The 26,156-nt window shown below is 41.5% G+C and carries 26 protein-coding genes; 14 read left to right on the top strand and 12 right to left on the bottom strand.

Going from position 1 to position 26,156, the window contains the following annotated elements:
• Positions 1-84 precede the first annotated feature (84 nt).
• The gene (locus tag V5804_RS03790; protein ID WP_369590043.1) at positions 85-624 is read right to left on the bottom strand and encodes a pyridoxamine 5'-phosphate oxidase family protein; all 540 of its coding nucleotides are present in this window, start codon (positions 622-624) and stop codon (positions 85-87) included.
• 204 nt (positions 625-828) lie between these two features.
• Between V5804_RS03790 and V5804_RS03785 the strand changes: the two genes are divergently transcribed.
• Positions 829-1,659, top strand: coding sequence for a Cof-type HAD-IIB family hydrolase (locus V5804_RS03785; protein WP_369590042.1), 831 nt, complete (start codon positions 829-831; stop codon positions 1,657-1,659).
• A gap of 205 nt (positions 1,660-1,864) precedes the next feature.
• Here V5804_RS03785 and V5804_RS03780 read toward each other — a convergent pair whose 3' ends face one another.
• A complete protein-coding gene (locus tag V5804_RS03780; protein WP_369590041.1) occupies positions 1,865-3,808 on the bottom strand; it encodes a KUP/HAK/KT family potassium transporter in 1,944 nt (647 codons plus the stop codon).
• Between V5804_RS03780 and V5804_RS03775 the strand changes: the two genes are divergently transcribed.
• The 8 genes from V5804_RS03775 to V5804_RS03740 all read left to right on the top strand — a co-directional run bounded on the left by V5804_RS03775 (position 3,801) and on the right by V5804_RS03740 (position 13,009).
• Positions 3,801-4,010, top strand: coding sequence for a hypothetical protein (locus tag V5804_RS03775; protein ID WP_369590040.1), 210 nt, complete (start codon positions 3,801-3,803; stop codon positions 4,008-4,010). The genes V5804_RS03780 and V5804_RS03775 overlap by 8 nt on opposite strands.
• A gap of 158 nt (positions 4,011-4,168) precedes the next feature.
• Positions 4,169-5,518: a sigma-54-dependent transcriptional regulator gene (locus V5804_RS03770; protein WP_369590039.1), complete on the top strand. Its 1,350-nt coding sequence runs from the start codon at positions 4,169-4,171 to the stop codon at positions 5,516-5,518.
• A gap of 233 nt (positions 5,519-5,751) precedes the next feature.
• A complete protein-coding gene (locus tag V5804_RS03765; protein ID WP_369590038.1) occupies positions 5,752-6,699 on the top strand; it encodes a hypothetical protein in 948 nt (315 codons plus the stop codon).
• A 473-nt stretch (positions 6,700-7,172) separates the two neighbouring features.
• Positions 7,173-7,817 (top strand): (2Fe-2S)-binding protein, encoded by a 645-nt coding sequence (locus V5804_RS03760; protein WP_369590037.1) that lies wholly within the window; start codon positions 7,173-7,175, stop codon positions 7,815-7,817.
• Between the two features lie 22 nt (positions 7,818-7,839).
• Positions 7,840-8,823 carry a xanthine dehydrogenase family protein subunit M gene (locus tag V5804_RS03755; RefSeq protein WP_369590036.1) on the top strand — a complete coding sequence of 328 codons (984 nt, stop codon included), beginning with the start codon at positions 7,840-7,842 and terminating at the stop codon, positions 8,821-8,823.
• Positions 8,820-11,141 carry a xanthine dehydrogenase family protein molybdopterin-binding subunit gene (locus V5804_RS03750; protein WP_369590035.1) on the top strand — a complete coding sequence of 774 codons (2,322 nt, stop codon included), beginning with the start codon at positions 8,820-8,822 and terminating at the stop codon, positions 11,139-11,141. The genes V5804_RS03755 and V5804_RS03750 overlap by 4 nt, the downstream gene beginning before the upstream one ends.
• Before the next feature lie 75 nt (positions 11,142-11,216).
• Complete coding sequence (locus V5804_RS03745) at positions 11,217-12,368, top strand: XdhC family protein (protein ID WP_369590034.1); 1,152 nt, start codon at positions 11,217-11,219, stop codon at positions 12,366-12,368.
• Positions 12,365-13,009 (top strand): NTP transferase domain-containing protein, encoded by a 645-nt coding sequence (locus tag V5804_RS03740; RefSeq protein ID WP_369590033.1) that lies wholly within the window; start codon positions 12,365-12,367, stop codon positions 13,007-13,009. Before V5804_RS03745 ends, V5804_RS03740 begins: the two co-directional genes overlap by 4 nt.
• Before the next feature lie 8 nt (positions 13,010-13,017).
• Here the strand turns inward: V5804_RS03740 and V5804_RS03735 are convergent, their stop codons facing one another.
• From V5804_RS03735 to V5804_RS03700, 8 genes are all read right to left on the bottom strand, one after another.
• Entirely contained in the window at positions 13,018-13,425 is a 408-nt protein-coding gene (locus tag V5804_RS03735) for a hypothetical protein (protein ID WP_369590032.1), read from the bottom strand.
• 52 nt (positions 13,426-13,477) lie between these two features.
• On the bottom strand, positions 13,478-15,220 hold the full coding sequence (locus V5804_RS03730) for an alpha-amylase family protein (protein WP_369590031.1): 1,743 nt from the start codon (positions 15,218-15,220) through the stop codon (positions 13,478-13,480).
• Between the two features lie 54 nt (positions 15,221-15,274).
• Positions 15,275-17,587: a glycoside hydrolase family 65 protein gene (locus V5804_RS03725; protein WP_369590030.1), complete on the bottom strand. Its 2,313-nt coding sequence runs from the start codon at positions 17,585-17,587 to the stop codon at positions 15,275-15,277.
• Between the two features lie 7 nt (positions 17,588-17,594).
• The gene (pgmB, locus tag V5804_RS03720) at positions 17,595-18,242 is read right to left on the bottom strand and encodes a beta-phosphoglucomutase (protein WP_369590029.1); all 648 of its coding nucleotides are present in this window, start codon (positions 18,240-18,242) and stop codon (positions 17,595-17,597) included.
• 183 nt (positions 18,243-18,425) lie between these two features.
• On the bottom strand, positions 18,426-18,596 hold the full coding sequence (locus tag V5804_RS03715; RefSeq protein ID WP_369590028.1) for a hypothetical protein: 171 nt from the start codon (positions 18,594-18,596) through the stop codon (positions 18,426-18,428).
• A 75-nt stretch (positions 18,597-18,671) separates the two neighbouring features.
• Entirely contained in the window at positions 18,672-19,373 is a 702-nt protein-coding gene (locus tag V5804_RS03710) for a homing endonuclease associated repeat-containing protein (RefSeq protein ID WP_369590027.1), read from the bottom strand.
• Between the two features lie 80 nt (positions 19,374-19,453).
• A complete protein-coding gene (locus V5804_RS03705; RefSeq protein ID WP_369590026.1) occupies positions 19,454-19,774 on the bottom strand; it encodes a phosphoribosylpyrophosphate synthetase in 321 nt (106 codons plus the stop codon).
• A gap of 39 nt (positions 19,775-19,813) precedes the next feature.
• A complete protein-coding gene (locus V5804_RS03700; protein ID WP_369590025.1) occupies positions 19,814-20,446 on the bottom strand; it encodes a hypothetical protein in 633 nt (210 codons plus the stop codon).
• Between the two features lie 439 nt (positions 20,447-20,885).
• Between V5804_RS03700 and V5804_RS03695 the strand changes: the two genes are divergently transcribed.
• Entirely contained in the window at positions 20,886-22,187 is a 1,302-nt protein-coding gene (locus tag V5804_RS03695) for an NAD(P)/FAD-dependent oxidoreductase (RefSeq protein WP_369590024.1), read from the top strand.
• Positions 22,188-22,332: 145 nt separating this feature from the next.
• On the opposite strand, the gene V5804_RS03690 is transcribed toward V5804_RS03695, so the two are convergent.
• On the bottom strand, positions 22,333-22,773 hold the full coding sequence (locus V5804_RS03690; RefSeq protein WP_369590023.1) for an acyl-CoA thioesterase: 441 nt from the start codon (positions 22,771-22,773) through the stop codon (positions 22,333-22,335).
• 135 nt (positions 22,774-22,908) lie between these two features.
• On the opposite strand from V5804_RS03690, the gene V5804_RS03685 reads away from it, so the two are divergent.
• Together V5804_RS03685 and V5804_RS03680 are read left to right on the top strand one after the other, a co-directional pair.
• A complete protein-coding gene (locus V5804_RS03685; RefSeq protein ID WP_369590022.1) occupies positions 22,909-23,346 on the top strand; it encodes an Hsp20/alpha crystallin family protein in 438 nt (145 codons plus the stop codon).
• Between the two features lie 249 nt (positions 23,347-23,595).
• Positions 23,596-24,003, top strand: coding sequence for a hypothetical protein (locus V5804_RS03680; protein WP_369590021.1), 408 nt, complete (start codon positions 23,596-23,598; stop codon positions 24,001-24,003).
• 85 nt (positions 24,004-24,088) lie between these two features.
• On the opposite strand, the gene V5804_RS03675 is transcribed toward V5804_RS03680, so the two are convergent.
• On the bottom strand, positions 24,089-24,850 hold the full coding sequence (locus V5804_RS03675) for a glycosyltransferase (RefSeq protein WP_369590020.1): 762 nt from the start codon (positions 24,848-24,850) through the stop codon (positions 24,089-24,091).
• A 412-nt stretch (positions 24,851-25,262) separates the two neighbouring features.
• Between V5804_RS03675 and V5804_RS03670 the strand changes: the two genes are divergently transcribed.
• A complete protein-coding gene (locus V5804_RS03670; RefSeq protein WP_369590019.1) occupies positions 25,263-25,661 on the top strand; it encodes a hypothetical protein in 399 nt (132 codons plus the stop codon).
• Positions 25,658-25,948, top strand: coding sequence for a hypothetical protein (locus tag V5804_RS03665; RefSeq protein WP_369590018.1), 291 nt, complete (start codon positions 25,658-25,660; stop codon positions 25,946-25,948). The genes V5804_RS03670 and V5804_RS03665 overlap by 4 nt, the downstream gene beginning before the upstream one ends.
• The last annotated feature ends 208 nt before the right edge of the window (positions 25,949-26,156 follow it).

Genomic DNA, 26,156 nt, shown 5'->3' with positions numbered 1-26,156 from the left:
GAAAACAGGCTTTTTGCATTATGAAACAAGCGATCAAACCAAAAGCTTAACAATTAGGTTGATGCTTCTTTTACCACTATTTTTTTATTCTACTTCCAGTTTGCCTTCGATAGAATCATCAATGGTTTTACCAATTACGGCACCGGCAGCTTGTTTGATAAAAGCAATGGCATTGCCATGTTTGTTGTCCCAATAATAACCGTCAGTCGGGTCAACTTTAATAACCGTAATGCGGTGATCGTCTTCGCCTTCGGTAAACCAGGTTTTCAAAATTGGCTTCCACAATTCTTTGATTTTTGCTTTGTCGGTGCTTACTTCGGCAATGCCATAAACATTTAAAAAACCGGAAAAGGAAGAACCTTGAAACAAAAGTTGTACAAAAGGGTCGTGGCTCAATTCTGCATTTTTTGTACTGTCGTTTGAACTTAAAAACCAAAAGGTCCCGGCATCATCTACTTTTAAAACCGACATTGGCCGGGTTGAAAACGGAAGCCCTGTTTTAATGTTCGAGCAAAAAAAGCAAGAGTCGGCACGTTCGGCCAGTTCTTTCATTTTTTGTGCGGCGTCGCTGCCTTGCAAATCCTTCAAATTGTCTTCCGGCTGCTGTTGATTAATACTATCCATAATTAAGTTTCTTGATTTTGAACAATAACTTAAAGGGTTGATTTTTGTGTGGTAAAAAAAGCATTACACATTATTATTTGGTAAAAAGACCGAAAAGCGCGATAACAAAATCAGCCTAAAACCCCAATGCAGCATTTGCACCTCTGTTTTTCTCAAAATAGTTTATAGTTTTAGCGTGATTGCCCATCTTTCAAAAATAAAATAATGGTAAAATTGATTTGTACCGATATAGACGGCACGCTTTTGAACAAGGAGCGGACGGTGGACGAACGGACCATCCAAGTATTCAAACAGTTGGACGAAAATATCCCGATTGTACTGGCTTCTTCCCGGATGCCGAAAGCGTTGTGGCACATCCAGCAAAGTTTGAACATCGAAAACCAGCCTTTGATTTGCTATAACGGTGCTTTAACGCTGTCTTCGGGTGCAGCTTTTGATCCTGAAAAAGTAATTTCCTCCGTTACCATTTCCGGGGAAAATGTACAGGAAATGCTAAAAACGGCGCAATTTCACAACCTACACATCAGCATTTTTCAAAATAATACCTGGCTAGCTTCTGCCATAGATTTTTATGCTGAACGGGAAATCAATAACACGCGCGTTCGTCCGGATGGTTTGCTGACCGATTTTTCTGCGGAAGCCTTGGCTGCTTTTATCGCAAATGGTGCCCATAAAGTAATGGTTATGGGAAAACCGGAACTGATAAATTTGATCGAAGAAACCTTGCGCACAGAAACTGAATTAGCAATTTGGCGATCAAAAGATATTTACTTGGAGATAACACCGCATACCAATAAAAGCCAGGGTTTAACCATAATTTTAAACCAATTGCCACAATTTGCTGGCATTAAATGGGAAAATGTAATGGCTTTTGGTGATGGCCACAATGATTTTGAACTGCTAAAAGAAGCAAAGTTTGGCGTTGCAGTTGGCAATGGTGTGCAACAAATTAAAGACGTTGCCTATGCCATTTCCAAAACCAATATCGAACATGGCGTGGCAGAATATGTAGCAGGATTTTTCGGCCTAAAATAAGCGTGGTGTTTTTTGCTGATACTGTTTTTACCACCCTTTTTTCAGTATTGCATCAATCTCAATAAAACCAATGGTTACCAATTTTTAGGTGGTAAAAGAAGCATCTGGTTTTTACCAAGAAAATTTTAATCAGGCGCTTAATGTTCAAAGAAAATCCTGAAGCCGGTTAAAAGCCTCAGGATTTTTTAATGGGAACAAGTTTGAACTATTGTACTTGTACTTTCGGTTCGATCCTTTTTAAAGCAAAGTTGGAGAACGGCGTTACCACCAAAGGTATTTTTTCAACACGCGTTTCGCTGGTATCCAAACCATAAGCCTGGGCATCGCTCAAAGCGTATTTTTTGATCGCGAAATAGCTTCTCAAAATAAAACCTTCTTTTAAACTAAACTCGTTTTCGTAGGACAAGAATTTTTCTAACAACACAAAGCGGAAATCGGCCGCCAGTTTGTATTGGCTCAAGGCTTCGTACGGGCTGGTAATGTCCAGTTCTTTGCGGGCAACCATATCTTCCACCACTTTTCTAAACAATACATTGATACGCGGCTGGATGCGGAAACCAAGCCTGAACTCGACCCGGATGATCTTGTCGTTCGCCAGTTCTTCGATGCTGTATTCCATTGTGTATGGGTCGTCGGCCCTTTCAATGTGGATAAACCAGTAAATATCAGCGCGTTTTGGCATCCGGCTGAAGATCGAATACAAAATCTTCTGCTCGATCTGGCTGCTGTTGTTGGCTTTGGTGAGATAAATTAAATGGGTGGCAAACTTAGGCACCGAAGTTTCTGCACTCAAGGCATTAAACATCGGGATTTTATCTTTCAGGTCAATAAACGTGAGCAAACGGTTGTTGATTTTTCTCGCCCGGTACCAAATGTACATGGTAAAGATCAACCCGATTTCGAACACTAAAAAGAACAAACGTTTGAGCAGTTTAACGGCGTTGGCCACAAAGAACGAGCCTTCTACCGTCAGGAAAACACAAAGGATGATGACCACCAGCCAGAGCGGCCAATGCTTTACGTAACGCATAAAATAATAAACCAGGATTGTTGTCATCAGCATGGCAACGGTGATGGAAAAACCGTAAGCGGCAGTCATGGCTTCCGACGTGCGGAAATACAGCGAAACCGCAATACAGCCAAAGCAAAGCAGCCAGTTGATGCTGGGGATATAAATTTGCCCGCGAATATCACTGGGGAATTTGATGGTAACGCGCGGCCAGAAGTTCATGCTTACGGCTTCGCTGATCAAGGTAAAAGAACCGCTGATCAAAGCCTGGCTGGCAATAATGGTGGCAAATGTGGCCAGGATAATACTTGGTATCAAAAACGCGTGCGGCACAATTTGGAAGAACGGGTTTAGGTTGGTAAAAGAAGTATTGGCCGGTTGCAAAAGCACCCAGGCGCCTTGCCCCAAATAGTTCAGCATCAAGGTGGTTTTCACAAAAATCCAGCTTACCTGGATGTTTTTTCTGCCGCAGTGGCCCAAGTCGGAATACAAAGCTTCGGCACCGGTGGTACATAGGAAAACGGCACCCAAAAGCCAGAAACCGCGCGGGTGGTTGGTCAATAGTTCAAATCCGTAATGCGGGCTTAATGCCTTAAATATTTGCGGGTATTGTGCAATTTGGATCGTTCCTAAAACGCCCAGCATCAAAAACCAAAGCAGCATGACCGGACCGAAAGCAGAACCGATAACTTTGGTGCCAAACTGTTGAAAAAAGAAAAGCAGTAAAATAATACCGATCACGATAGTAAGGATCAACTCGTTTCCCGGAACAATGTATTTGGCTAAAGCCGGTACCAAATGCAGGCCTTCGATAGCGGAAGTAACCGAAATGGGCGGCGTGATAATGCCATCGGCCAGCAGCGTGCCGGCGCCAATAATAGCCGGAATGGCCAGCCATTTGCCATAACGCCGAACCAGGGCATACAGCGAAAATATGCCGCCTTCGCCTTTGTTGTCTGCCTGCAAAGTAATTAAAATGTATTTAAAAGTAGTTTGCAGCGTAAGCGTCCAAAAAACGCAGGAGATAGAACCGAGTACCAGTTCCTGGTTCACTTTTCCGCCTTCCGTAAGCAAAGTTTGAAAAACATAGAGTGGGGAAGTGCCAATATCGCCGAAAATAATGCCCAGGGTAATGAGCATACCAGCGGCAGACAACTTTTTTAAATGTGAATTCATAGTGAAAAAAAATGAAGAAGATAAAATGGAAAAAATAAAACCCGGGAAATCAGAAAAAAGAACGATGCTTCTTTTACAGGCATATTTTTGGGGTTGTTGCAATCATAAAGAAGTAGCTTCCGGGCAGATAAGCAAAGGGATTTGCATAGAGTTTGAACATCGCTAAAAGATGCGGCAAAAGTAGTTATTATTAAGGATAATTCAATTTTATTTGGCAGCCAAGCCATTTTTGCATTTAATATTTTTGTTACAAATGGGATTAAATGCTTCTTTTACAATGATAAATTTGATACGCGCAACTTCGGTTTAAAACAAAAGGGTTATATGCAAAAAGGTAAACTGCTGATTATTGATGACGAAGACCGTTTGCGCCAGTTGCTTTCACGCATTATGCAATTGGAAGGTTACGAAGTGGCCGAAGCGGCAACCGCCAAAGAAGGCTTAAAAAAACTGGAACACGATACGTTTGATGTTATTTTGAGCGATGTAAAACTGCCGGATATCAACGGTATCGAACTCACCAAAAAGATTAAGGAAAACTGGCCGGCAACTGAAATCATTGTTTTAACGGCTTACGGAACCATTACCGACGGCGTTACGGCCATTAAACACGGCGCTTTCGATTATATCACCAAAGGCGATGATAATGAGAAGATTATACCGCTGGTAAGCAAAGCAATGGACAAAGCACATTTGCAACATCGCGTACACGAACTGGAAAACAAGCTGAGCAGCCGATTTGGTTTTGAGCGGATCATCGGCACATCCGCAGCCATAACCGAAGCGGTGGGTTTGGCGCAAAAAGTTGCCGTAACTGATACCACCGTTTTATTATTGGGCGAAACCGGGACCGGAAAAGAGGTTTTTGCAGAAGCCATCCACCAGGCCAGCAGCCGCAAAGCGAAAGCGTTTGTGGCCGTAAACTGCAGTGCTTTTACCAAGGAATTATTGGAGAGCGAGCTGTTTGGTTACAAGGCCGGCGCTTTTACCAACGCCGTGAAAGATAAAAAAGGGTTGTTTGAAGAAGCCAGCGGCGGCACAATTTTTTTGGATGAAATAGGAGAGCTGGACTTGGATTTGCAGGCAAAATTGTTGCGCGTTTTAGAATCGCAGCAGTTTATCAAAATTGGAGATACGCGGCCAACGCAGGTAAACGTACGCATCATTGCGGCAACTAACCGCGATTTATTGGCCGAAACTGTCAAAGGGACTTTCCGTTTGGATATTTATTACCGTTTGTCGGTTTTCCAAATTACGCTGCCGCCGCTGCGTGAACGCAAAAAGGACATTAAATTAATAGCCGCGTATTTTGTACAATATTTTGCGGCCAAAGTAAAAAAGCAAGTTCCGCCGTTAAGCCCTGCGTTTATCGAAAAGCTGGAAGCCTACAACTGGCCGGGCAACATCCGCGAGTTAAAAAACATTATTGAACGCGCCATTATCTTGACGGATGAAAACGGTTTGAATGAATCTTTGCTGCCCGTTAATTTGCAGGAACACGCGCTTTCCAACTTGCCCAATCAGCCGCAATCTTTTAACTTAGATTCAATTGAAAAACTGCACATCCAGCGCGTCCTCAATCATACCAAAGGCAACCGAACGGAAACTGCGCGTTTGTTAAATATTGGGATTGCTACTTTATATCGGAAGTTAAAGGAATATGGATTGGATTAGAGGGTTTGTGCTTACTGATTTTATGTAGGTAAAAGAAGTATGGTTAATTGTGGTGTAGGCGAATCGGAAATTTGAAGCTTAAAGATCGGGGGTTGCAAGCCCCAACCAGCAGAATTGAAAATCCGCAGCTTGAAGATCGCAGTCGCACCCCCCCGACCAGTAGGAAGTTTATAAATTATTGCAATTTAAAGTCTTTTGCTAATAATATAGTTTGATTATTCTTATATTCACTTATGGGTTTATTAATACTACAAATATTAGTTATAGGAATTACAGCTTACGTATCAATAAATTCTTTAAAAAAAGATTTAAGATCCAGAACTGAAAAAACAAAATTAGAAGCAAAAAACAATAGGCTGGCAATAATTATAATATCAGTAATATCTTCGGCTATTAGTGTTTGGTCTTATTTGGAATCAAACATTGATAAAAGAATTCTAAATAGGAACGTTGCAAGTATCAGACATGACGATAGTTTGACTAGAATTGATAATAGCGTAATAAGAGAACAATTTGTTAAAATCAGCAAAGAGAATGTCGCTTTAATAAATACAATAGATAAAAATTCAATAAATCAATCTAATCTTATAACCAGTAGTCAAAATAAATCATCAAAACAATTGGTTGAAGCTGCTTCTGATCTTCGTAATCAAATTAATGGAAGTAATGATTTACCTTTTTTAAGTTTTGGAAATTATGCTGATAAGAGAATGCTTGCTATAATTTCAAATGAAAGTTCATCTCCAATTTATAACATACAAATTGCTATAAATAACTTTGAAAAATTTGAACAGTGCAAGTTCATACCTTACAACTTGAAATACATATTCGTTAATGATTCTTGCCGTCAAATTAATGATGTACATTATGGGTTATTTCCAGTCATTCAAGCAAACAGCTCTCAAACTTTTGAAATTCCAAATAATACTATTCCGCAACACGGTAAAGTTATTGTTGAAATAGTATTTAAAGGGAAAAACTACATTATAGAAGGAGAGTATTTAACTGACAATTACATTCTTTATCAAGCGACTCGAATGATGGAATTATCATTAAACTACGAAAATATTTTGACTTATAAAACTGTCAAAAGTAGTAAAGTTGCACACGATTTAAAAAAAGTAGATTGGGAAAAAGATTTTCCGAATAGATACATTTCAAATATATTAGTAGGTAAATGATCTTTAAGGTGTAATACTTCTTTTAAATAGACTTTACTAGTTAAAGTTTGCGACATCGATCTAAGGGTTAAAAAATTTCAATCAGTCATACTTCTTTTACCACAATAATTATTACTAACTTAAAAGTCTATCCATAACCACCACCATTCCCACCAACGTTAAATTTTTGTTAAATCTGAAATCCGCCTTGCTTAGTGTATTTTTCACACTATATTTGTGCTCTTCATATTTAGGTTTATAATTGGTTAAAAGGACCTCATTCTCCCCGTTTGAGGTCCTTTTTTATTTACCGGTTTTCAGGCTAAAAAATACTCATTGCCTGTATAATTTCCATCGGCCTAAATTTTAAAATACCTAAAAAAACAGGGATAAAAGAAGCATTGGTTAGAAAATAGGATTATTACAGAAAGAATCTCGCGCTGTTACAAACATTATCTGCCTAGTAAAAGTTATTGCTGAAAAAGAAACAAGCGGTGGAAAAAGAAGAAGCAAACGAACCTGGAAACGAAAGTTCGGGTTTAACAGGAAGCGGCGCAAGCAGGCGCAGTTTTTTATCAAAAATAGCCGTGGCAGGCGCTGGGTTATCTTTAGCACCGCTGATCACTTCGGCAGCAGAACATGAAGCAGAAAGGGCGGGCATTGCACCGGTGAAAGTAAACGGTGTAACGCTGCTCATCAACGGAAAAAGTCAAACCTTGAATTTAGACACGAGGGTAACATTGCTGGATGCTTTACGCGAAAAACTGAATTTAACCGGAACAAAAAAAGGCTGCGACCACGGCCAATGCGGTTCGTGTACGGTTTTGATGAACGGCAATCGCGTCAATTCGTGTTTGGTATTGGCCGGGATGTGCCATGATGCACAAATCACAACCGTAGAAGGTTTGGCAAACGGCGAAAAACTGCACCCGATGCAGGAAGCATTTATCAAATACGATGCTTACCAGTGCGGCTACTGCACGCCGGGACAAATTTGTTCGGCGGTAGGTTTGGTGAAAGAAGGACACGCCAAAACCGATGCCGAAATTCGGGAAGCTATGAGCGGCAACATCTGCCGTTGCGGTGCTTACCAGAACATTTTAAGTGCCATAAAAGAAGTACAACAACAAACTGCCTAAACAATCCGACTAAAAAAATATTATGGAACCATTCAAATTAGTCCGGGCGCAAAACAACGCAACTGCCATTGCCGCTGCTTCCTCCAAAGACACCAAGTTTATTGCCGGCGGCACCAACATCATTGATTTGATGAAGCTGTATATCGAAACGCCAAAACAACTGGTAGATATTACCGGCTTAAACCTCAACCAGATTGAAACACAAGCCGATGGCAGCATCAAAATCGGTGCGCTGGTTAAAAACAGTACGCTGGCTTATCATCCAACCATCGCCAAACAATTTCCTGTGCTTTCGGAAGCTTTGCTTTCCGGTGCTTCGGCACAACTAAGAAATATGGCTTCGGTTGGCGGAAACCTGTTGCAAAGGCCACGTTGCTATTACTTTTACGATACGGCTTTTCCTTGCAACAAACGAGAACCCGGAACGGGCTGCTCTGCCATTCCGGGCTATAACCGCAACCACGCGGTTTTAGGGACTACCGAAAATTGTATCGCCACGCACCCTTCTGACATGTGCGTTGCGATGGCTGCTTTAGGCGCAACTATCCAAGTTCAAGCCGCAAAAGGCGTTCGCAGTATTGCTTTTAACGATTTTTATATCATCCCGGGAAAAACGCCGCAGTACGAAACGATTTTAAGGCCGGGCGAACTGATTACTTCGGTAACGATTCCGGCTTTGCCTTTTGCTGCTAAATCGCATTATTTAAAAGTGCGTGACCGGGCTTCTTACGAATTTGCGCTCACTTCTGCGGCCGTTGCTTTGGATGTTTCTAACGGAAAAATCAACAATTCGCGAATCGCATTGGGCGGCGTAGCAACCAAACCTTGGCGGTCATTGGCAGCAGAAAAAGTACTGAACGGCGCAACTGCAAACGCCCCAACATTTAAGGCAGCAGCCGATGCAGCGATGGCCGATGCAAAACCACATAAATATAACGCATTTAAAATTGAGCTGGCAAAACGCACGATCGTCCGTGCTTTGGAAACAGTGGGAGGAATGGTATGAACGAGACAGTAGGAAAACCTGTTGACCGTGTTGACGGAAAACTGAAAGTAACCGGTGGCGCTACTTATGCAGCCGAATTTAACTTAAAAAATATGGTTCATGCCGTTGCCGTAACCAGCAACATTACGAAAGGCAGGATAAAAAACATCAATACCAGCATGGCAGAGAAATCGCCGGGCGTAGTTGGGGTGATGACTTATAAAAACTCGATGCAACTGCATTCGCCGCAAAGTTCTGATCCCAGTGGCGGCAAGTTCGCCGAGAAAGACCTTTTGCCGCTGCAAAACGACCGTGTTTTTTATGACGGGCAAATTATTGCCCTGGTAATGGCCGAAACCTTTGAGGAGGCAGAATATGCTTCAACTTTGTTAAAAGTAGATTATCAGGCAGAAGAACCAATTTTTGATTTAGAGAAAAATTTAGCAAAAGCTTATAAACCTGAAAAAGCATCAACCGGGTCAGAAACTCAGGTCAGCCGCGGAAATGCAGACCATGCGTTGCAATCAGCGGCGGTAAAAATGGAAGAAACCTACACCACACCGGTTTATCACCACAACGCGATGGAGCCGCACGCAACGGTTGCCCTTTGGCAGGGTGAAACGGTAACCATTTATGACGCAACGCAATCCGTTGCTGGCACAAAAACTTTAATGGCTTCAATGCTTGGCGTTCCCAAAGAAAAAATAAGGGTGATAGCTTACTACATTGGCGGTGGTTTTGGATCGAAAGGATTTTCCTGGCCTAATACAGTTTTAGCGGCAATGGCTGCCAAACAAGTTGGCCGTCCGGTAAAACTTGTGTTGAAACGGCAGCAAAATTTTACAACAGCTGGGCGTCGTTCGCAAACCATTCAAAAAGTAAGTTTAGGGACAGACCAGGCGGGTAAGTTTTCTGCCATTAAACACGATAGCACCGTAGAATCGTCTTTTGTGGATGAATTTGTAGAAACGGCTGGCGTGGCAACTCCGATGATATACAGCAGCCCCAATGTAGATGTGAGCCATAAATTAGTGAGGTTAAACAAAGTAACCCCTTGCCCGATGCGTGCACCCGGCGAGGCACCGGGAACTTACGCGTTGGAAGTCGCGATGGATGAGCTTTCCTACAAATTGAAAATGGATCCGATACAGCTTAGGACAGTTAATTATGCTGAAAAGGACGAGGATAAAAAGAAAGATTTTTCATCCAAATACTTAAAAGAATGCTACCAAAAAGGTGCTGATTTGATTGGCTGGAGCAAGCGGAACCCGGAACCAAGATCAATGAAAGAAGGCAAATATTTGGTAGGTTACGGCATGGCAACGGCAACTTATCCCGCAAACCGAAGCGCTTCTTCTGCCAAAGCGGTATTGTTTGCAGACGGACATGTAGAAATTATGTGCGCTACGCAAGACATTGGAACCGGAACTTATACCATTATGACCCAGACTGCAGCAGATGCTTTAAGTTTGCCCATCGAAAAAGTAAAGGTTAAATTAGGCGACAGTGAATACCCGAAAGGCGCAAATTCAGGCGGTTCGCAGGTTACTGCAAGTGTTGGCCCTGCCATCCGCGCCGCTTCCCTCGGTTTGGTGAGCAAGCTGAAAAAGATGGCAGTTGCAGATGCTAAATCGCCTTTGCACGGTCAAAAAGAAGATGATCTGGTTGCGGAAAACGGACATATCGTTATCAGAACAAAAAGGGAAACCGGAGATGCTTATACTGATATTTTGAGCCGTCAAGGTTTGCAGGATTTACGCTCGCAGGCCGCAACCAAGGTTTCTACGCGGCAGCAAACAGAATCAAACCCAGCTACGGCAGGAAGTTCGGAAGCCGAAATTGAAGAAGAAAGCAAAGGAAACCCATTTGTTCAGGTTGATGAAAAAACAGACCGGAAGCCATTTTCTTTCCATTCTTTTGGTGCCCAGTTCGTTAAAGTTTTGGTTGACCCTGATTTGGGTATGGTACATGTTGATAAAGCAGTAGCGGTGATGGATGTGGGCACAATTATGAACGAAAAGACCGCCAAAAATCAGATTATGGGCGGGATGATTTTTGGGATTGGTATGGCTTTGATGGAGGAAACCAACTACGACCCAAACCGTGGCAGGCCGGTTACCAAAGACCTTGCCAACTATTTAGTTCCCGTCCATGCTGATATGCCTGAGTTTCAGATCGAATTTATCAACAAACCGGATATGTTAATTTCGCCAATTGGTGCAAGGGGTATTGGAGAAATTGGCATCACCGGGATTACGGCTGCCGTCAACAATGCCATTTATCATGCCACTGGCAAACGGGTTCGGGAACTGCCGGTAACGCCAGACAAACTTTTATAAGGTAAAAGAAGCATTTTCGGTTTTGGTTTTCCTGCCGGAAATGCTTCTTTTACCACCTTAAATTCTTTGATTATTATGTCCGAACTGCAACGTTTGTTAACTGCTTATGACCGTCAGCGTGAAACCGGAAACCCTTGTGCCTTGGCTACCGTTACCGAAGTTGAAGGTTCATCTTACCGACGGCCGGGCGCAAGGATGTTGGTTACTGATGATGGGCATTTGACCGGAAGCATCAGCGGCGGCTGTTTGGAAGGAGATGCCTTGCGCAGGGCGAGGCGTGTCATGCTTACCGGAAAAAGCGAAACCATCATCTACGACAGCACGGATATTGAGGAGGATTTGCAGCACGGCGCACAATTGGGCTGTGAAGGCACGATCCATATTTTGTTGGAATCAATTGATTATGCTGACCCAAATAATCCGGTTGAATTGTTGCGGAAAACTTCCCGGCAGGACTGGCAAGTAGTTTTAATCACAATTTTAGGTGCTAAAAACAGCATCAGCAATTTGTGCGGCAAGCGTGCTTTGCTTACAGATTCCAATCAGCAAGAACTGAGTTTAACCGGAAACGAAGCAACAGACCGACTCATTTTAAAAGATGCGTTGGAAGTTTTTCAATCCGGCCAATCGTTAACACAAAATTACCAGGATGGAGAAGAAAACCTTCGCCTGTTTCTGGAAGTGATTTTGCCTGCGCCGCAGCTTACTGTTTTTGGAGCCGGCAACGATGCACAGCCTTTGGTAAAACTGGCAACAGGTCTCGGCTGGCGTGTCCATATTATTGACGGGCGTATGCCGCAGGCAACCGTGCAGCGTTTTCCCGAAGCAGAAACGGTGGAAGTTGTTAAGTTAGCTGATTTGCAAATGCAGCAGTTTTTTCCCGGTTACGCGGTTTTGATGAGCCATAATTACCATTACGATTTTGCGGTATTGCAACAATTAGCTTCTTTTAGCCAGGTAAATTATATCGGCATTTTAGGCCCGCGAAAAAAAACAGACCGTTTGCTGGATGACCTGCAAAAAACAGGAATTTCTTTAAGCGAAGCAGAAAGCGAACGTTTGTACGGGCCGGTCGGTTTAAACATCGGTGCCGAAACTGCCGAAGAAATTGCGGTTGCCGTAATGGCCGAACTGTTGGCCATAAAACATCAAAGCAAAGCTGGCTTTTTGCGCGATCTTGACGGCCCGATCCATAACCGAAATTTTATTGCTGCTTCTACACTTTGAACCCTTCAGAAACCCCAAAACCTGATCTTAATATTGCAGTTGTTATTTTAGCCGGCGGTTCATCTTCCCGTTTAGGAAAACCAAAACAACTGCTTCACTATCAAAACGAAACCTTGATAAAACATGCGGTAAAAACAGCATTGTCCGTTTCGCCAAAAGCAGTGGTTGTGGTAAGCGGTTTTTTGCATGAAGAACTGGTGGGCGAAGTAGAAAGCAACGAATTAGTTCAACTTATCCATAACCCAAACTGGCAGCAAGGAATGGGTTCTTCCATCCGTGCCGGCATCAATGCACTCGGCCAGCACCCGGGTTTTTCAAAAATTGATGCCGCTTTGATTTTACTATGCGATCAGCCTTTAATCAACGCACAACATTTGCAACGCTTGCTTGCCCAATTTTCTGCCGATAAAAGAAGCATGATTGTGGCAACCGGTTATGCAGAAACCCAAGGCGTTCCGGCTATTTTTGATCGTTCTTTGTTTCCTGTCCTGCAAAACCTGCCACCAGAAAAAGGCGCACGATGGCTGTTCAAGGCGCATCAAAACAATGTTGCTGTTGTCCCTTTTGAAGGTGCGGCAATTGATGTGGACACGGAAGAAGACTACCAGCGTTTGCTTGCGTTAAACAAACCGCAACGCTAACATATATTTTACCGGATAACGCCGCTGCCGGGCAAAGCGGTTGTGTTATCGGCCACAGAAAGCACGCTATCCACTACAAAATTACTGACGCCGCGCCAAGGCAAGGTGCCGATGTATTCCTTGTAGTGCAACTGCACCAATTTTCCACCAGATGTTTCCAACTGGTTTGCAATACGCTGATCTGTAATCGAAAACATAAATTCGTTGGAAGAAATAGAACCTTGGCCAGCACCGGAACGAATTCCTGTTTGGATCAACCGGCCTTCGTTCGTTTTAAAAATATAGCCTTTTTTAACGATGTAATTTAATTCACCTGCTTTTACGCCTTCGCCAAAAACAAAAAAGTAACGGTAGTAAATAAAACCCGCTATCAGCAGGATCAAAACAATAGAAATAATAGTTACCGGTCGTTTCATAACTCACTGATTTTTTACTGCTAAAAGAAGCATTAATGTTTGGATATAGATCTTAAAAACTTAAAATAAGGCCACAACTTCCTTCTATTTTAACCCTCAGGCCTTCTTGCAAATTTGTTGCGGTAATCTGGTTTTCGCTAAGCAAATCCGTAAAAACATAATTTCCGGGAGATGAAATGTTAAACAGGTTCAGCAAATCATCGGTAAACTTCACCTGCAGTTTCACTTCATCGCGGTTAAAGTTAACAATAATCAGCAACCGTTCCTGATCCGTGTAGCGCAAGTAAGGATAAACTTTGTTATTAAAACCGCGTTCCCCTTCGTTCAAATAAAGCAAATCGTAAAAAGCACCGTTTCCGATCGCCTCATGTTCAGCAGTAATTTGCAACAAATGGCTGTAAAAATTACGCAAAGCTTTTTGTGCGTATGATAGTTTGGCACCATCCATTTTTCCGCCGTTCAGCCATTTCAAATGCTCGGGCATGCAACAATAATCAAAAATAGAAGTGCGGCCATCGCTGGAAGAAAAACCAGTTGTGCCTTCTGCCGGTTCGCCAACTTCCTGTCCGTTGTAAACCATCACCGGCCCCTGCGAAATGGTGGCCGAAACAATCATCGCCGGTAAAGCCAGCCAGGGGTTTCCGGCAAAATAACCGGATGCAATCCTCACTTCGTCGTGGTTTTCCATAAAACGCAGCATCCGTTCGGTAAACCCATTGTGCTGATGCTGCCACTGGTCGCGTATTTCGTACACATTTCCTTCGTAATCATTGCGGACCAGCTTTTTCAGCGTATCGTACAAACCCACTTTATCGTACAAATAGTCAAACTTTCCTTCAAAAATGTACCTGCCGTAATCCTGCGGGTTGTAGGCTTCTGCAATAAAAATTACGGTTGGATAAGCTTCTTTTACCTGTGTAATTACCCAATGCCAAAATTCTACCGGCACCATTTCCACCATATCGCAACGGAAACCGTCAACGCCTTTTGCCGCCCAAAACAGTAGGATGTCGCGCAGTTTAAACCACAACGGCGGAATCGGGTTGAAGTACGTTTGCCTGCCGTTTACATAATCCACACCGTAATTTAGTTTGATTGTTTCGTACCAATCATTGATGGAAGGCGCTTCGTAAAAAACATCGTTGCCGGTTGCTTTTGCCGGAAACTCAGTAAACATGCCATCTTTCAAAACGTTTTTAAATTCTGTCCCGCCCGGGTTTACATCTCCCGGAACCCAAAACTTTTTGCCCGGTAAATAATAAAAATCGTTTTGCGGACTGAAGGCTTTTGTGTTATCGTCCTGCTCGCCAATATCAATTACGCCTTCCGGTTTTGCATTCGATTGATAAGTGCGCGCAACGTGGTTCGGGACAAAATCAATAATTACTTTTAAATTGTGTTGGTGCGTTCTTTCGATCAATGCTTCAAATTCCTGCATCCGGTTTTTCACATCAACGGCCAAATCCGGGTCAACATCATAATAATCTTTAATGGCGTACGGCGAACCAGCACGTCCTTTCACCACGTCCGGATCGTCTGGTTTGATGCCGTAATAAGAGTAATCCGTCATGGTTGCATGTTCGATCACACCCATAAACCAAACGTGTGAGAAACTCATTTTCCGGATTTCTTCAAGCGCACAGTCGTTGATGTCGTTAAATTTTCCGCAACCGTTTTCTTCTATCGAACCATAATATTTATTGGTTGGGTTTTGATTGCCAAAAAGACGGACAAACAACTGGTAGATCAGCAGTTTATGTCCGTTTTGCTGAGGGTTTTGGGTTGATACGTCCATGGTATAAGTTTAAGCGATACTGTTTTTAGGGCGATAAAAACAGTATGAGGTGAATCAGGGTTTATTGACAATAACTTGCTGTTTAGCAGAAATGTTCTGTTCCTGATCGTAAACTTTAACTTTTACTTCCCGGTTAGATTTGTTGCTGATTTCAACGCGGCCTGCATAAACTTTAATGTTTAACAAGGCATCCCTGAAATTGATTTGGAACGAAAAGCTCGTCCATTTTTCGGGCAGAAAAGGGTTGAGGTGCAAGGTTCCGTTTTTTACCCGCATCCCGCCAAAACCTTCTACCACGGACATCCAGGTGCCGGCCATTGAAGTAATGTGGCAGCCATCGCAGGTATCATTATTGTAATTGTCTAAATCGAGGCGGGAAGTGCGTAGATAAAACTCATACGCTTTTTCCTGATCACCCAGTTTTGCTGCTAAAATTGCATGAACGCAAGGCGAAAGCGAAGATTCGTGTACTGTTCGTGCTTCGTAAAAATTAAAATTTCTGCGGATGGTTTCCAGATCGTACCGGTCCTGGAAGAAATAAATGCCTTGTAAAACATCGGCCTGTTTAATAAAGCAGGAGCGAAGGATGCGGTCCCAGCTCCATTTCTGGTTGATTGGGCGTTCGCTTTCAGGCAAATCTTTCACCAAAATTTGTTCTTTGTCGAGGTAATTGTCCTGCTGCATAAAAATCTGGTTCACCTTATCAAACGGAAAGTAAAGCTGACCGGCAATTTTATTAAACAACGATGCTTCTTTTACCGCATCAAAATTGGTCTTGGTGAAAATTTCCGCAAGCCTTTCCGGGTTTTGTTTTTGAACGATTTCTGTCGCTTCCAGCACATATTTTAAACACCAGGCCGCAATCGTGTTGGTGTACCAATTGTTGTTGATGTTGTTTTCGTACTCGTTCGGGCCGGTTACGCCAAGCATCACATATTGCTGCCGAACTTCCGACCAGTTAACACGCTGCGCCCAGAAACGTGCAATGCCGATCAAAACTTCCAAACCATTTGAAGCCAGATAAGCTTCATCACCGGTATAATTGATGTAGTTGAAAATAGCATAAGCAATCGCGCCATTACGGTGAATTTCCTCAAACGTGATTTCCCATTCGTTGTGGCATTCTTCGCCGTTCATGGTAACCATCGGGTAAAGCGCGGCACCATCTTTAAAACCTAATTTTTCGGCGTTTTCGATCGCTTTTTGCAATTGGTCGTAACGATAGATCAACAGATTTCGCGCCACTTCCTGCCCGGCCGTTGCCAGGTAAAAAGGAATGCAATAAGCTTCTGTGTCCCAATACGTTGAGCCGCCGTACTTCTCGCCGGTAAAACCTTTCGGGCCGATGTTTAAACGCGCATCTTTGCCGGTATAAGTTTGTTCCAACTGAAAAATATTAAAGCGGATGGCTTGTTGTGCGGCCACATCTCCTTCAATTTTAATATCGTTCATTTCCCATTTTTCGGCCCAGGCTTCGGCTTGTTCTTTCAGCATTTGGTTGAAACCTTTTTTGGTGATTTTATCAAGTGTTTCTTCAGTTTTGAGCTGAAGTTCTCCTGCGGGATGGTTGAACGAAGATAGATTTGCAGCGTATTTATAAAGCGTTATGGTTGATGCTTCTTTTACCGGTGTTTTTATTTCGAGGCCGGTAAATTTTTCGCGTTCTATTTGTGTTGGTTTAAGTTGAACAGGTTGACCATCCAACGAAACTGAAAACTGCATCCCGGTGCAAACTACAAAACCAGTTTTTTTGGTCCGCATTTCTACAAAGCTTCCGTTTTCGTAAAAACCTTTTCCGGTTTCGTCCCAAAACTTTTCTTCGTAATTGGAATCCTGGTTGCTTACATCGCCATTGATAAAAGGCGTTAAAGTGATTTCGCCCGAAAAATTAACAGGCGTTAAACTGTACCGAACCGCACCGCATTCATCATCAACCATACTGCAAAAACGCGTTGCCTGCACTTTTACGATTTTTCCGGAAGCTGTTTTGGCTTCAAAATTCCGTTCCAAATAGCCTTGCTGCATGTTCAGTTCCCGCCGGAAAGAGGAAACTTCGCACTTTGCCAGATCTAAAATTTCGCCGTCAATTTTGATTTCAATCCCAGCCCATTCGGCAGCATTTAAAACTTTGGCAAAGTATTCCGGGTAACCGTTTTTCCACCAGCCAACGCGGGTTTTATCGGGATAATAAACGCCGGCCACATAATTTCCCGGCAGGCTTTTGCCGGTATAAGTTTCTTCAAAATTGGCGCGCTGGCCCATACGACCATTTCCCAGACTAAAAATGCTTTCCGAGATTTCGTGATTCTCGGCATCAAAACTTTCTTCAATTATTTTCCACTCGTGTAACTGCAAATATTGCTTCATACTTCTTTTATACGGCTTTTAATTTTTCGAGGTCCATTTCGCTTAAACCTGGAATAACCAGATTCGCTTTGCTTAAAATTTCGGGCGAACCAATGCCAACCACTTTCATTCCGCCTGCCAAAGCGGCTTCTACACCGGCAATGGCATCTTCAAAAACAACACAAAATTTCGGGTCAACTTGTACGGCTTCGGCGCCTTTTAAAAAAACTTCGGGGTCTGGTTTTGCTTTGGAAACATGGTTGCCATCAATCACGGCATCAAAAAAAGGAGTCAACCCGGTTTTATCCAAAATAATCCCGGCGTTTTTGCTGGCCGAACCCAATGCTGTTTTTATGCCTGCATTTTTAACCAGTTGCAAAAATTCTTTGGCACCCGGCAAAACTTCATCAGGCTTCATTTTGCTGATCATTTCGGTGTACCATTCGTTTTTGCGGCTGGCCAATTCCTGTTTCTCGGCTTCGGTTTTGGTTACGTTCCCAATCTCCAAAACAATTTCCAAAGATCGAACGCGGCTTACACCTTTTAACCGTTCGTTGTCGTGCAGAGTGAAGTTGATGCCCAGTTCATCCGCCAGGCGTTTCCAGGATTTAAAATGATAAACGGCTGTATCTACAATTACGCCGTCGAGGTCAAAAATACAAGCTTTTACGTCCATGCTTTTTTTACCGGATAAAAATGAATAAAATTTTCATAAAAAAACCGGATGGCGGCAAAGTATTGCCAACGATTGGAAAGTTGAAAAACTTCCACATAGAAAACGTTCAGCCCGAACTAAAGCTGAATAGCAAACTGCTGTCGATTGCTCCAGTGTCCAGCCCCGATATCGGCCGTATTCTTGTTAGCGGTTATGTTTTGTCTCTGGAAGTTTTGGTAAACCAGATTTTTTAAGTTGTTCTTTTGCTTTTGCAAGTTTTTCAGGAAACAAAACAACATTGTCATACTGATTAAGTTCTGGGTCAATAGTAACTCCCTGAATTCCTTTTTTATTTGCTTCTACTGTTGTTTTCATAATCAAATTTACTGGTTATTTCTACGAACAGCAAATGCCTGGTTCTTTGCCAAACCGTTGTTGTGTGTATGGTTTTTATTTTGTCTCGGGCATGTTGCCTTTTCCTAAATTACAGTTGGAACAAAGAGTTTTTAAATTGTCCATGTTTGTTTTACCACCTTTTGACCAAGGTAAAATATGGTCACAGTGTAATACAACACCAGGATGTGTTACTGGACTTTTACCACAAGAAGTGCATCGAAATCCATCTCTTAGGAAAACACTAAAGCGAAGTCGTAAAGAAATTGACCTTGTACTATTTTGAATTAACTGCAGTTCTGCCGCTTTCTCTTCTATTTCTTCAATTAATTTCTCCTGTACAATTTGTTCCTCTTCTTTAAATTCAGCATTTTCGTAATCAATGAATTTTCTCAAGGCTTCCATCCAAGTTCCAAAATGTCGAATATAAGTAGTGCCGCCATATTTAGAGATCGGTGCTTTCATGTCTTTATTGACCGGTTGTTGACCAAGCTTTATCCAAACTGTAGCGATATTTTTGAAAAGTTCCTCTTCTGATATGTTAAAAGGAGATCGTGCTGGTTCTAATCCGGCTTTCTCTAAAACGATAAACCACGATTTAAATCTTCTTTGTATAGTTGACGAATGATATTTACCATGTTTTGAATAGTCGGACTGCGTAACGGTGTCTTTACCTGTAATTTTAGAAACAGAAATTACGTCTGCAATAAGTTCTGTTTCTGGAACATTTATGTTGTATTCTTTAAGTTCAAATTTCATTATGCTGCCTTACTAAACTTGCCTAAAACACACATAATTGCGCCATATATTAAAATTATTTTTAAGGCTGAAAGAAAAACCTACAGGTTTTTGTTCACCTGGTAGTGGTTTAATTTTGCTTCGATGGCAGCATTCTGGTTCCCCGAATAAGTTCCGTAAGCGCTAACCAACGTTCCTTTAATGTTATATATATCAGAAGAAATACCGTACAAGATTGACATATCAGACGGATTGGTCATTCCTTCAAAACGGTAAAATTCATCAATCTCAAATTCGTCTGCTGTCATCTCGATATGCTTTTCCCGGCATTGCATCCTGTCGTGGTCAACGTTAAAATCTTCGGTATAACCACGGGAAATTAAATCATTTAAAGCATCTAATAAAGTTTCGTAATTTTTCATGTTATTGGCGGTTAAGGTACAAGGTTATGGCTAAAAGGTTTACAGCAAAGAATCATTGTCACGGATCTCGTTTCGGCCCGATTTAAAATTAAGGTCAATTTCTTTGTCAATGGCATCTTTTAAATGGCTTTCTTTATCTTTGATATAAGCTGCATTGGCATCATGGTTTTTGGTGATCAAATCCAAAACACGGTCTTTTTCGTGCTTGATTGCTTCTGCCGATTCTTTGACCGGGTACAAAGAATAAACGGTAAGCGCAAAGTAATTGCCGTGGTCTGCCAGGTAAACTTCTTCTTTCGGATGAATCGTTGTATATTTTAAAGATTCGATATTTCCGGAATAAGGCACTGTATAAATGGCGTAATAAAGGGTTACAAAATCGCTGGTAAGGCTGCTGGTCAAATTCGATCCCAAAATATCGGCAGCAATGTTTTTCTCGAAACTAAACTCTTGGTTTTGCACACTGATGTCCGAAGTTTTGATTTTGAAATCATTAAAATCCCATTTGGCGGAAAGGTCGTCGTAAACGTCTCTTTTGATTTTTTTCAGGTCGCCTTCGTCTAAACTGTTCGAAAGCCGCAACGCTTTGATCATTTCGGGCAGCTTCCGCAGGTTTTCATTGTATATTTCATCCAAACGGTGTTCAAATAATGCAAATTTTGGTACAGTCATCACTTTAAGGTTTAAGCTTAGTGTATAAATTCTTTAACTTATTTTTTAACTTGTTAAACATTATTATGTTTTAGATCGGATTTTTTTATTTATGCTTGGCTTGCATATGAAGTTGTTTAAACTTATTCTTTTGTGCTTTACAACATGCTTCTTTTACCCTATAAAAGTTGGTGCCTGTATCTGCCTGAACAAACCAAAAACCAGGCAATGCCAATTTTTAGGCGGTAAAAGAAGCATCAGCCAAAAAAAAAAGGGCCAAAAAAAAAGTTTAAACAACTTCTATATTTACAAACATCCGGCGTTTATATAAGTTTACATTTTTGTTACAACTATAGTAGGCAAGAAAAACACCGATAAAAGAAGCATCCTGTTTGTTGCCGGAAAAAGAAATGCAATTCGCAGCTCAATTACCGGCAACAGCAGCTTAAAAAAACAGAATATGCATTTAAACGAATTTACAAAACATCCGAGGATCGTGATTATTGGCGGTGGCTTTGGCGGGATACAATTGGCCAAAACGCTCAAAAATTTAGATGCTGAAATACTGCTGATAGACCGGCACAACTACCACACTTTCCAGCCGTTGCTTTACCAGGTGGCAACCGGAAGTTTGCAGGCAGAATCCATTTCTTTTCCGCTGCGTAAAATCTTTCATCGCCAAAAAAACCTGACCGTTATTTATGCCAATGTAAAAGGCGTTGATGCGGCCAATAATATCATCAGCACCAGCGATGGCGATGTTTGTTATGATTATTTGGTGCTTGCCACCGGCTCTAACACCAATTTTTTTGGCAACGAGCAGATCGAACATTACGCCATGCCCATGAAAAACGTAACCGAAGCGTTAAACCTGCGCAGCCTGATTTTGCAAAACCTGGAGGCTGCTTTTGTAGAGCAGGATTTGGAAAAAAAGCAGGCGTTGTTAAATTTTGTGATTGTGGGCGGCGGGCCAACTGGTGTAGAGCTTTCCGGCGCGATTGCCGAGTTTAGAAACCATATTTTGGAAATGGATTACCCGGTACATCAAAAAGAGATGATGCGGGTTTTTTTGATCGAAGGAAAAAAGGAACTGTTGGCGGCAATGTCCGAGCAGGCTTCGGTTGAGGCAAAAGCCAACCTGGCTAAAATGGGCGTAGAAATTAGCAACGATGTACACGTTAAAAGTTACGACGGCAATTTATTGACCGTTGACAACGGGCAAACGATCTACACCAAAAACGTTATCTGGGCCGCCGGTGTAATGGGCGAACTGCCGGAAGGTTTTTCTCCGAAAATGTTGACACGGGGAAACCGTTTGCAGGTAGATGAGTTTAACCGTGTTTCCGGCCTGAACAATGTTTTTGCCATTGGCGATGCCGCCGCACAAATTTTGCCAAAATATCCACAAGGGCTTCCGGGCGTGGCACCGGTTGCGATGCAGCACGGCGAGCATTTAGGCAAAAACTTAATCAGGCTGCTTAAAGGCGAAGAACTGAAACCTTTTGTTTATAAAGATAAAGGCACTTTGGCCACCATCGGCAGGAACAAAGCCGTGGCCGATTTGGGCAAGCTGCACCTGCATGGTTTTATTGCCTGGCTGATCTGGATTTTTGTGCACTTGATGTCCCTGGTCGGGTTTACCAACCGCCTGATCGTATTTTTAAGCTGGGCATCAACCTATTTTACCTATAACGGCGGGAACAGGCTAATTATCAGGCGATTTAACACCAAGGAAATGAAAATTGATGTAAATGCCGATTGAAGCCAATGCTTCTTTTACCGGTATAAATTTGGTATTGGGATAAGTTTTTCAGACCAATTTTACAGGTATAAAAACAGTATCAATTTTTGCAAAAAATTTGTGCAGGAGCTTTCTTCTTCTGCACAAATCCTCAAACAAGATAAAATCAGAAACGTGGTTTAAATCCTTCAAATTCCATCATCTTCCGGGTTTCGTTTTCGGGGATCGAAACGGATTTGTAGGTTTTATAATCGTAATGGATGCATACAGTTTGGCCGGTTGTGCAAACCTGCTCTTCGCCGGTTTCTGTCATTTTTACAATCACATAATCAACATCAAAACTGCTGTTGCCAATCCTGGAAGTGCGGACGTAACAAAAAATCTGGTCGCCTAATTTTAAAGGTTTCAGGTAACTTATTTCTGATTTTCCCAGGATGAGGTTTGTATCGTCCCAGTTCCATTGGATAATTTCTTTAAAATAATCCGTCCGGGCAATTTCAAAAAAAGTTAAGTAAACAGCATTGTTTACATGGCCAAAAGCATCCAGGTCAGAAAAACGGATGTTGATCGGGGTTTTAAATTTGTAATTAGCAGTAATTTCGCGCATTTCCAGTCAGTTTGTCTTTTAAAAAATAATATTAGCGCCATTCTGTCATTAAACAGCTTTTGTTTTGCTAATGGTATTGTGTTTGAATAATAGTTTTCAGAAGTTAAATAAACAAAAAATAAAACCTATAAAAAAATGACACTCGTAAAATTTAGCCCTGCAAAAAATACATCATCTGTTAACCCATGGTTTACCGATGTTTTTGAATCTGTTTTTAACGATTCTTTGCTGACTGACCGTTTGGTGAGCCGTGTTCCGGCCGTAAACATTGCCGAAACAGAAGCTGATTTCCAAATTGAACTGGCTGTACCGGGCATGCAAAAAGAAGATTTTAAAATTGCGGTTGATAAAAATGTTTTGACCATCAACGCCGAGAAAAAAAGCGGACAAACAGAAGGCAAAAAATACAGCAAACGCGAGTACAATTATACTTCTTTTGTACGGTCTTTTACTTTGCCTGATACCATTGACCACAGCAAAATCGAAGCAGCCTATACCGATGGTATTTTAAAACTGACAATTGCTAAAAAGGAAGAAGCAAAAGTACAGTCAAGGGAAATTGCTGTAAAATAACAATAGCATCATTATAGTTTTTTGGTTGGTTTATAGTTTAGTTTGATGAAAGGGTTTGCGGTTAATGCTGCAAGCCCTTTTTTGTTTTGTAATTGCAGTAAATGAAATTAAGCTAAGAGCCTTTTTAAATTTTATTCAATTTATTTTATATGCTTCTTTTATCACCTAAAAAATAAATGTACTTTAGATTAATAAAATTAAACATTAAAAAAATATTGATGTTTATGTAGAAAACCAACTTCAACAAAAATGAAAAAAACAAAATTAGTTATGCTTGCGCTTGCTGCTTCGTTCAGCCTGGCGGCTTGCAATTCAAAATCAAACACCGGAGGCTCTGATACAGGTTCCGGCGCGTCATCTACTTCATCAACCGATACCAGCAGTACTTCTTCTACCACGGGTAGCGGTGCCGGTACAGGTGCAGGTTCCGGAACAGGTTCAACCAATGGCGGGTCAGGAACTGGTGGTTCTGCCACAACAGGAACGGGAGCAGGCTCTGGCTCAACCTCAACCGGTTCTTCAAACAGTTCAGGCGGAACAGGGACTTCAGGAACGGGATATAGTACTGGTTCTGGCACAAGCGGATCCGGAAGCGGTGCAGGATCAAGCGGTTCAGGCGGTGGCTCAGGATCAGGCGGTTCTGGCAGCGGCAGCTAAGTTGCCAAGCCTTGTTAATGAAATGTTTAGTAAAATCGGGCCTGGCAACAGGCCCTTTTTTTATGGTCTAAAACCAGCGCAAAGCTTAAAAAAGTAAGTCGAAATTGTATCTTACCTGCCGGTACAAATCCCTGACCAAAACAACAAAGATATTTCTGCTTTGTGTCCAGTTGCTCCGGCTCATGGTGCTTGGTTCTGATGCCGAATTTATTTGCCTGAACAAAGCTTTGTATTGATCATAAAACAAACCTTTTCCTTTGTTTTTGATGAAAGACACACACATCTTGTATTCGGTTTTGTCGCCTTTTAAACCTTCGGCATAACGCCCAAACTTCTTCAAAAACGTGCTGCGCCGCAAATGCGGGTGGTCGCTGTAATAATATATTTTTTTATAATTGGTAAACCAGGGCTTGATGAGCATTTGCGAATAACCTTTTTTGTAAGGCTTTAAATACGGATACCTGAGGTAAGCATAAAAGCGGGCCAAATCAAGCCCGGCGTCTTCTTCCATCATTGCTAAAGCGTCCGAAAAATGACCGGTAAAAGAAGCATCCGGTTCAAAATCTTCCTGAACGTATAAAGTGTAAGGCTTTGTTACGGCATCCTGGCCTTTGTTGATGTTGTTGCCCAAGCCTTTGTTTTGCAACGTGGTGATCAATTTAAAACCAAAACGTTTTTGCAGTTTTTTTAACGCATCCAAATGTGCCTGCAAACTGCCGTCATCAGAAACCACAATTTCACCAAAAAAACAATTCTGGCTATGAAAAGTGCTGAGCAAATTTTCTAAAGACTGGCTTCTGTTGTAATGCGTAACCAACAAAGAAACCTGGCGGAAATGAAAGGCCATATTCTAATTTTTATGGGGTAAAAGAAGCATTGGTTTGTTTGGATTTATGATTTAAATTTCAGATCAAACTGAATGTAAAATCAGGGTTTTTACGCGTAAAAGTAGTTTTAGTTTGGGTTACAAGTTTAAAAGTTTTTGAGTTTTTGTTTGAACTTTTGTTTTTGTCAGAATAAGGCTATTTACAACGGCAATAAATTCATCCCCCTAACCCCCCTTCGAAGGGCAACTATATACGAGTTGAGACAAAGGGAAAAATTATAAATTTTAATAGTGTGTTATAGATTGTCCTAAAAAATCAGTCTTTTTCTATTTGCACGTATATTGAATAATTAATTTATATTTGTACAGGCAACCTTATTATCACTAAGGTTGTATAAATCACTTTGGTTTAACTTAACAATCAAACAAAATCATGAAAACTTCGGCTGAACCTATAATTGAAGTTATAAGACACAATGAAAAGTTGTCTTCTTTAAAGGTTATTATGCCTATATGGAATGAATTAGGTGAAGATAACAAAATTTACACTAAAATGCCTTTATTGGGAGGTTTAAAAACTTATTCCATTAACGAAAATGATACTGATATAGCAGTAAAAGAAGCGATAGAGTGTTTTTGCATTGCTTCTGAAAGATATGGTAACGGTTTAGAGAATGAGTTGGAAAATATTGGTTGGGTTATAACTTCATCTTCTGATATTAGAACTGTTTTAAATATTGATTCAAGCAACTCCATGTTTAATCTTTTATTACAGACAGGAGAAACAACAGCTCTTGATTTAGAACTTGAAAAAGACCTTGAATTTGCATGATCAATTCTTTAGACGATCATTATCCACTTATAACAAAAGAAGCCCTTCACCATTTAATTTTAGCGAGTTCTAAGTTACAAGGAACTGTTACGATAGGAACAACAATTGCTTATATATTAACTGGCAAAAGGGCTTTATCAAAGCGAACACATCTATTACGTGAAACTGATGGACTGGTTGGTTTTAATCACGCGACTGGTATTTGTATTTGTTTTGGTTGCATGACTGGACTTCTAAAATGGTATGAAGATAATAGAAATTGGAAAGATGGAGGTTATTTTAAGTAACCCAATTTTATAAATATTTATTCTTTTTCTTTCGCTTTCTTCGGTTTCCCCAAAAAACTCGCTTTTATAACATCCTCAAAAGTTCCGTTTATAGCAAGCTTGCTATCGTATTTTTCAGCCCGTTTTTTTCATCTTGTCCCAACTCGTATATAAGTTGCCCTTCGAAGGGGGAAGAGGGCCAGGGCTGTTACCTTTACATCTCCAGATT

This window comes from Mucilaginibacter sp. (assembly GCF_041088075.1).
Classification (GTDB): domain Bacteria; phylum Bacteroidota; class Bacteroidia; order Sphingobacteriales; family Sphingobacteriaceae; genus Mucilaginibacter_A.
The sequence above is the reverse complement of the archived record's forward strand: the minus strand, read 5'-3'. Positions and strand labels throughout refer to the sequence as shown.

Excerpts from the sequence above, each read along its gene's own strand:
- V5804_RS03790 (WP_369590043.1), bottom strand. The coding sequence starts at position 624 with ATGGATAGTATTAATCAACAGCAGCCGGAAGACAATTTGAAGGATTTG.
- V5804_RS03785 (WP_369590042.1), top strand. The coding sequence starts at position 829 with ATGGTAAAATTGATTTGTACCGATATAGACGGCACGCTTTTGAACAAG.
- V5804_RS03775 (WP_369590040.1), top strand. The coding sequence starts at position 3,801 with ATGAGCATACCAGCGGCAGACAACTTTTTTAAATGTGAATTCATAGTG.
- V5804_RS03780 (WP_369590041.1), bottom strand. The coding sequence starts at position 3,808 with ATGCTCATTACCCTGGGCATTATTTTCGGCGATATTGGCACTTCCCCA.
- V5804_RS03770 (WP_369590039.1), top strand. The coding sequence starts at position 4,169 with ATGCAAAAAGGTAAACTGCTGATTATTGATGACGAAGACCGTTTGCGC.
- V5804_RS03765 (WP_369590038.1), top strand. The coding sequence starts at position 5,752 with ATGGGTTTATTAATACTACAAATATTAGTTATAGGAATTACAGCTTAC.
- V5804_RS03755 (WP_369590036.1), top strand. The coding sequence starts at position 7,840 with ATGGAACCATTCAAATTAGTCCGGGCGCAAAACAACGCAACTGCCATT.
- V5804_RS03750 (WP_369590035.1), top strand. The coding sequence starts at position 8,820 with ATGAACGAGACAGTAGGAAAACCTGTTGACCGTGTTGACGGAAAACTG.
- V5804_RS03745 (WP_369590034.1), top strand. The coding sequence starts at position 11,217 with ATGTCCGAACTGCAACGTTTGTTAACTGCTTATGACCGTCAGCGTGAA.
- V5804_RS03735 (WP_369590032.1), bottom strand. The coding sequence starts at position 13,425 with ATGAAACGACCGGTAACTATTATTTCTATTGTTTTGATCCTGCTGATA.
- V5804_RS03730 (WP_369590031.1), bottom strand. The coding sequence starts at position 15,220 with ATGGACGTATCAACCCAAAACCCTCAGCAAAACGGACATAAACTGCTG.
- V5804_RS03725 (WP_369590030.1), bottom strand. The coding sequence starts at position 17,587 with ATGAAGCAATATTTGCAGTTACACGAGTGGAAAATAATTGAAGAAAGT.
- pgmB (WP_369590029.1), bottom strand. The coding sequence starts at position 18,242 with ATGGACGTAAAAGCTTGTATTTTTGACCTCGACGGCGTAATTGTAGAT.
- V5804_RS03715 (WP_369590028.1), bottom strand. The coding sequence starts at position 18,596 with ATGAAAACAACAGTAGAAGCAAATAAAAAAGGAATTCAGGGAGTTACT.
- V5804_RS03710 (WP_369590027.1), bottom strand. The coding sequence starts at position 19,373 with ATGAAATTTGAACTTAAAGAATACAACATAAATGTTCCAGAAACAGAA.
- V5804_RS03705 (WP_369590026.1), bottom strand. The coding sequence starts at position 19,774 with ATGAAAAATTACGAAACTTTATTAGATGCTTTAAATGATTTAATTTCC.
- V5804_RS03700 (WP_369590025.1), bottom strand. The coding sequence starts at position 20,446 with ATGACTGTACCAAAATTTGCATTATTTGAACACCGTTTGGATGAAATA.
- V5804_RS03695 (WP_369590024.1), top strand. The coding sequence starts at position 20,886 with ATGCATTTAAACGAATTTACAAAACATCCGAGGATCGTGATTATTGGC.
- V5804_RS03690 (WP_369590023.1), bottom strand. The coding sequence starts at position 22,773 with ATGCGCGAAATTACTGCTAATTACAAATTTAAAACCCCGATCAACATC.
- V5804_RS03685 (WP_369590022.1), top strand. The coding sequence starts at position 22,909 with ATGACACTCGTAAAATTTAGCCCTGCAAAAAATACATCATCTGTTAAC.
- V5804_RS03680 (WP_369590021.1), top strand. The coding sequence starts at position 23,596 with ATGAAAAAAACAAAATTAGTTATGCTTGCGCTTGCTGCTTCGTTCAGC.
- V5804_RS03675 (WP_369590020.1), bottom strand. The coding sequence starts at position 24,850 with ATGGCCTTTCATTTCCGCCAGGTTTCTTTGTTGGTTACGCATTACAAC.
- V5804_RS03670 (WP_369590019.1), top strand. The coding sequence starts at position 25,263 with ATGAAAACTTCGGCTGAACCTATAATTGAAGTTATAAGACACAATGAA.
- V5804_RS03665 (WP_369590018.1), top strand. The coding sequence starts at position 25,658 with ATGATCAATTCTTTAGACGATCATTATCCACTTATAACAAAAGAAGCC.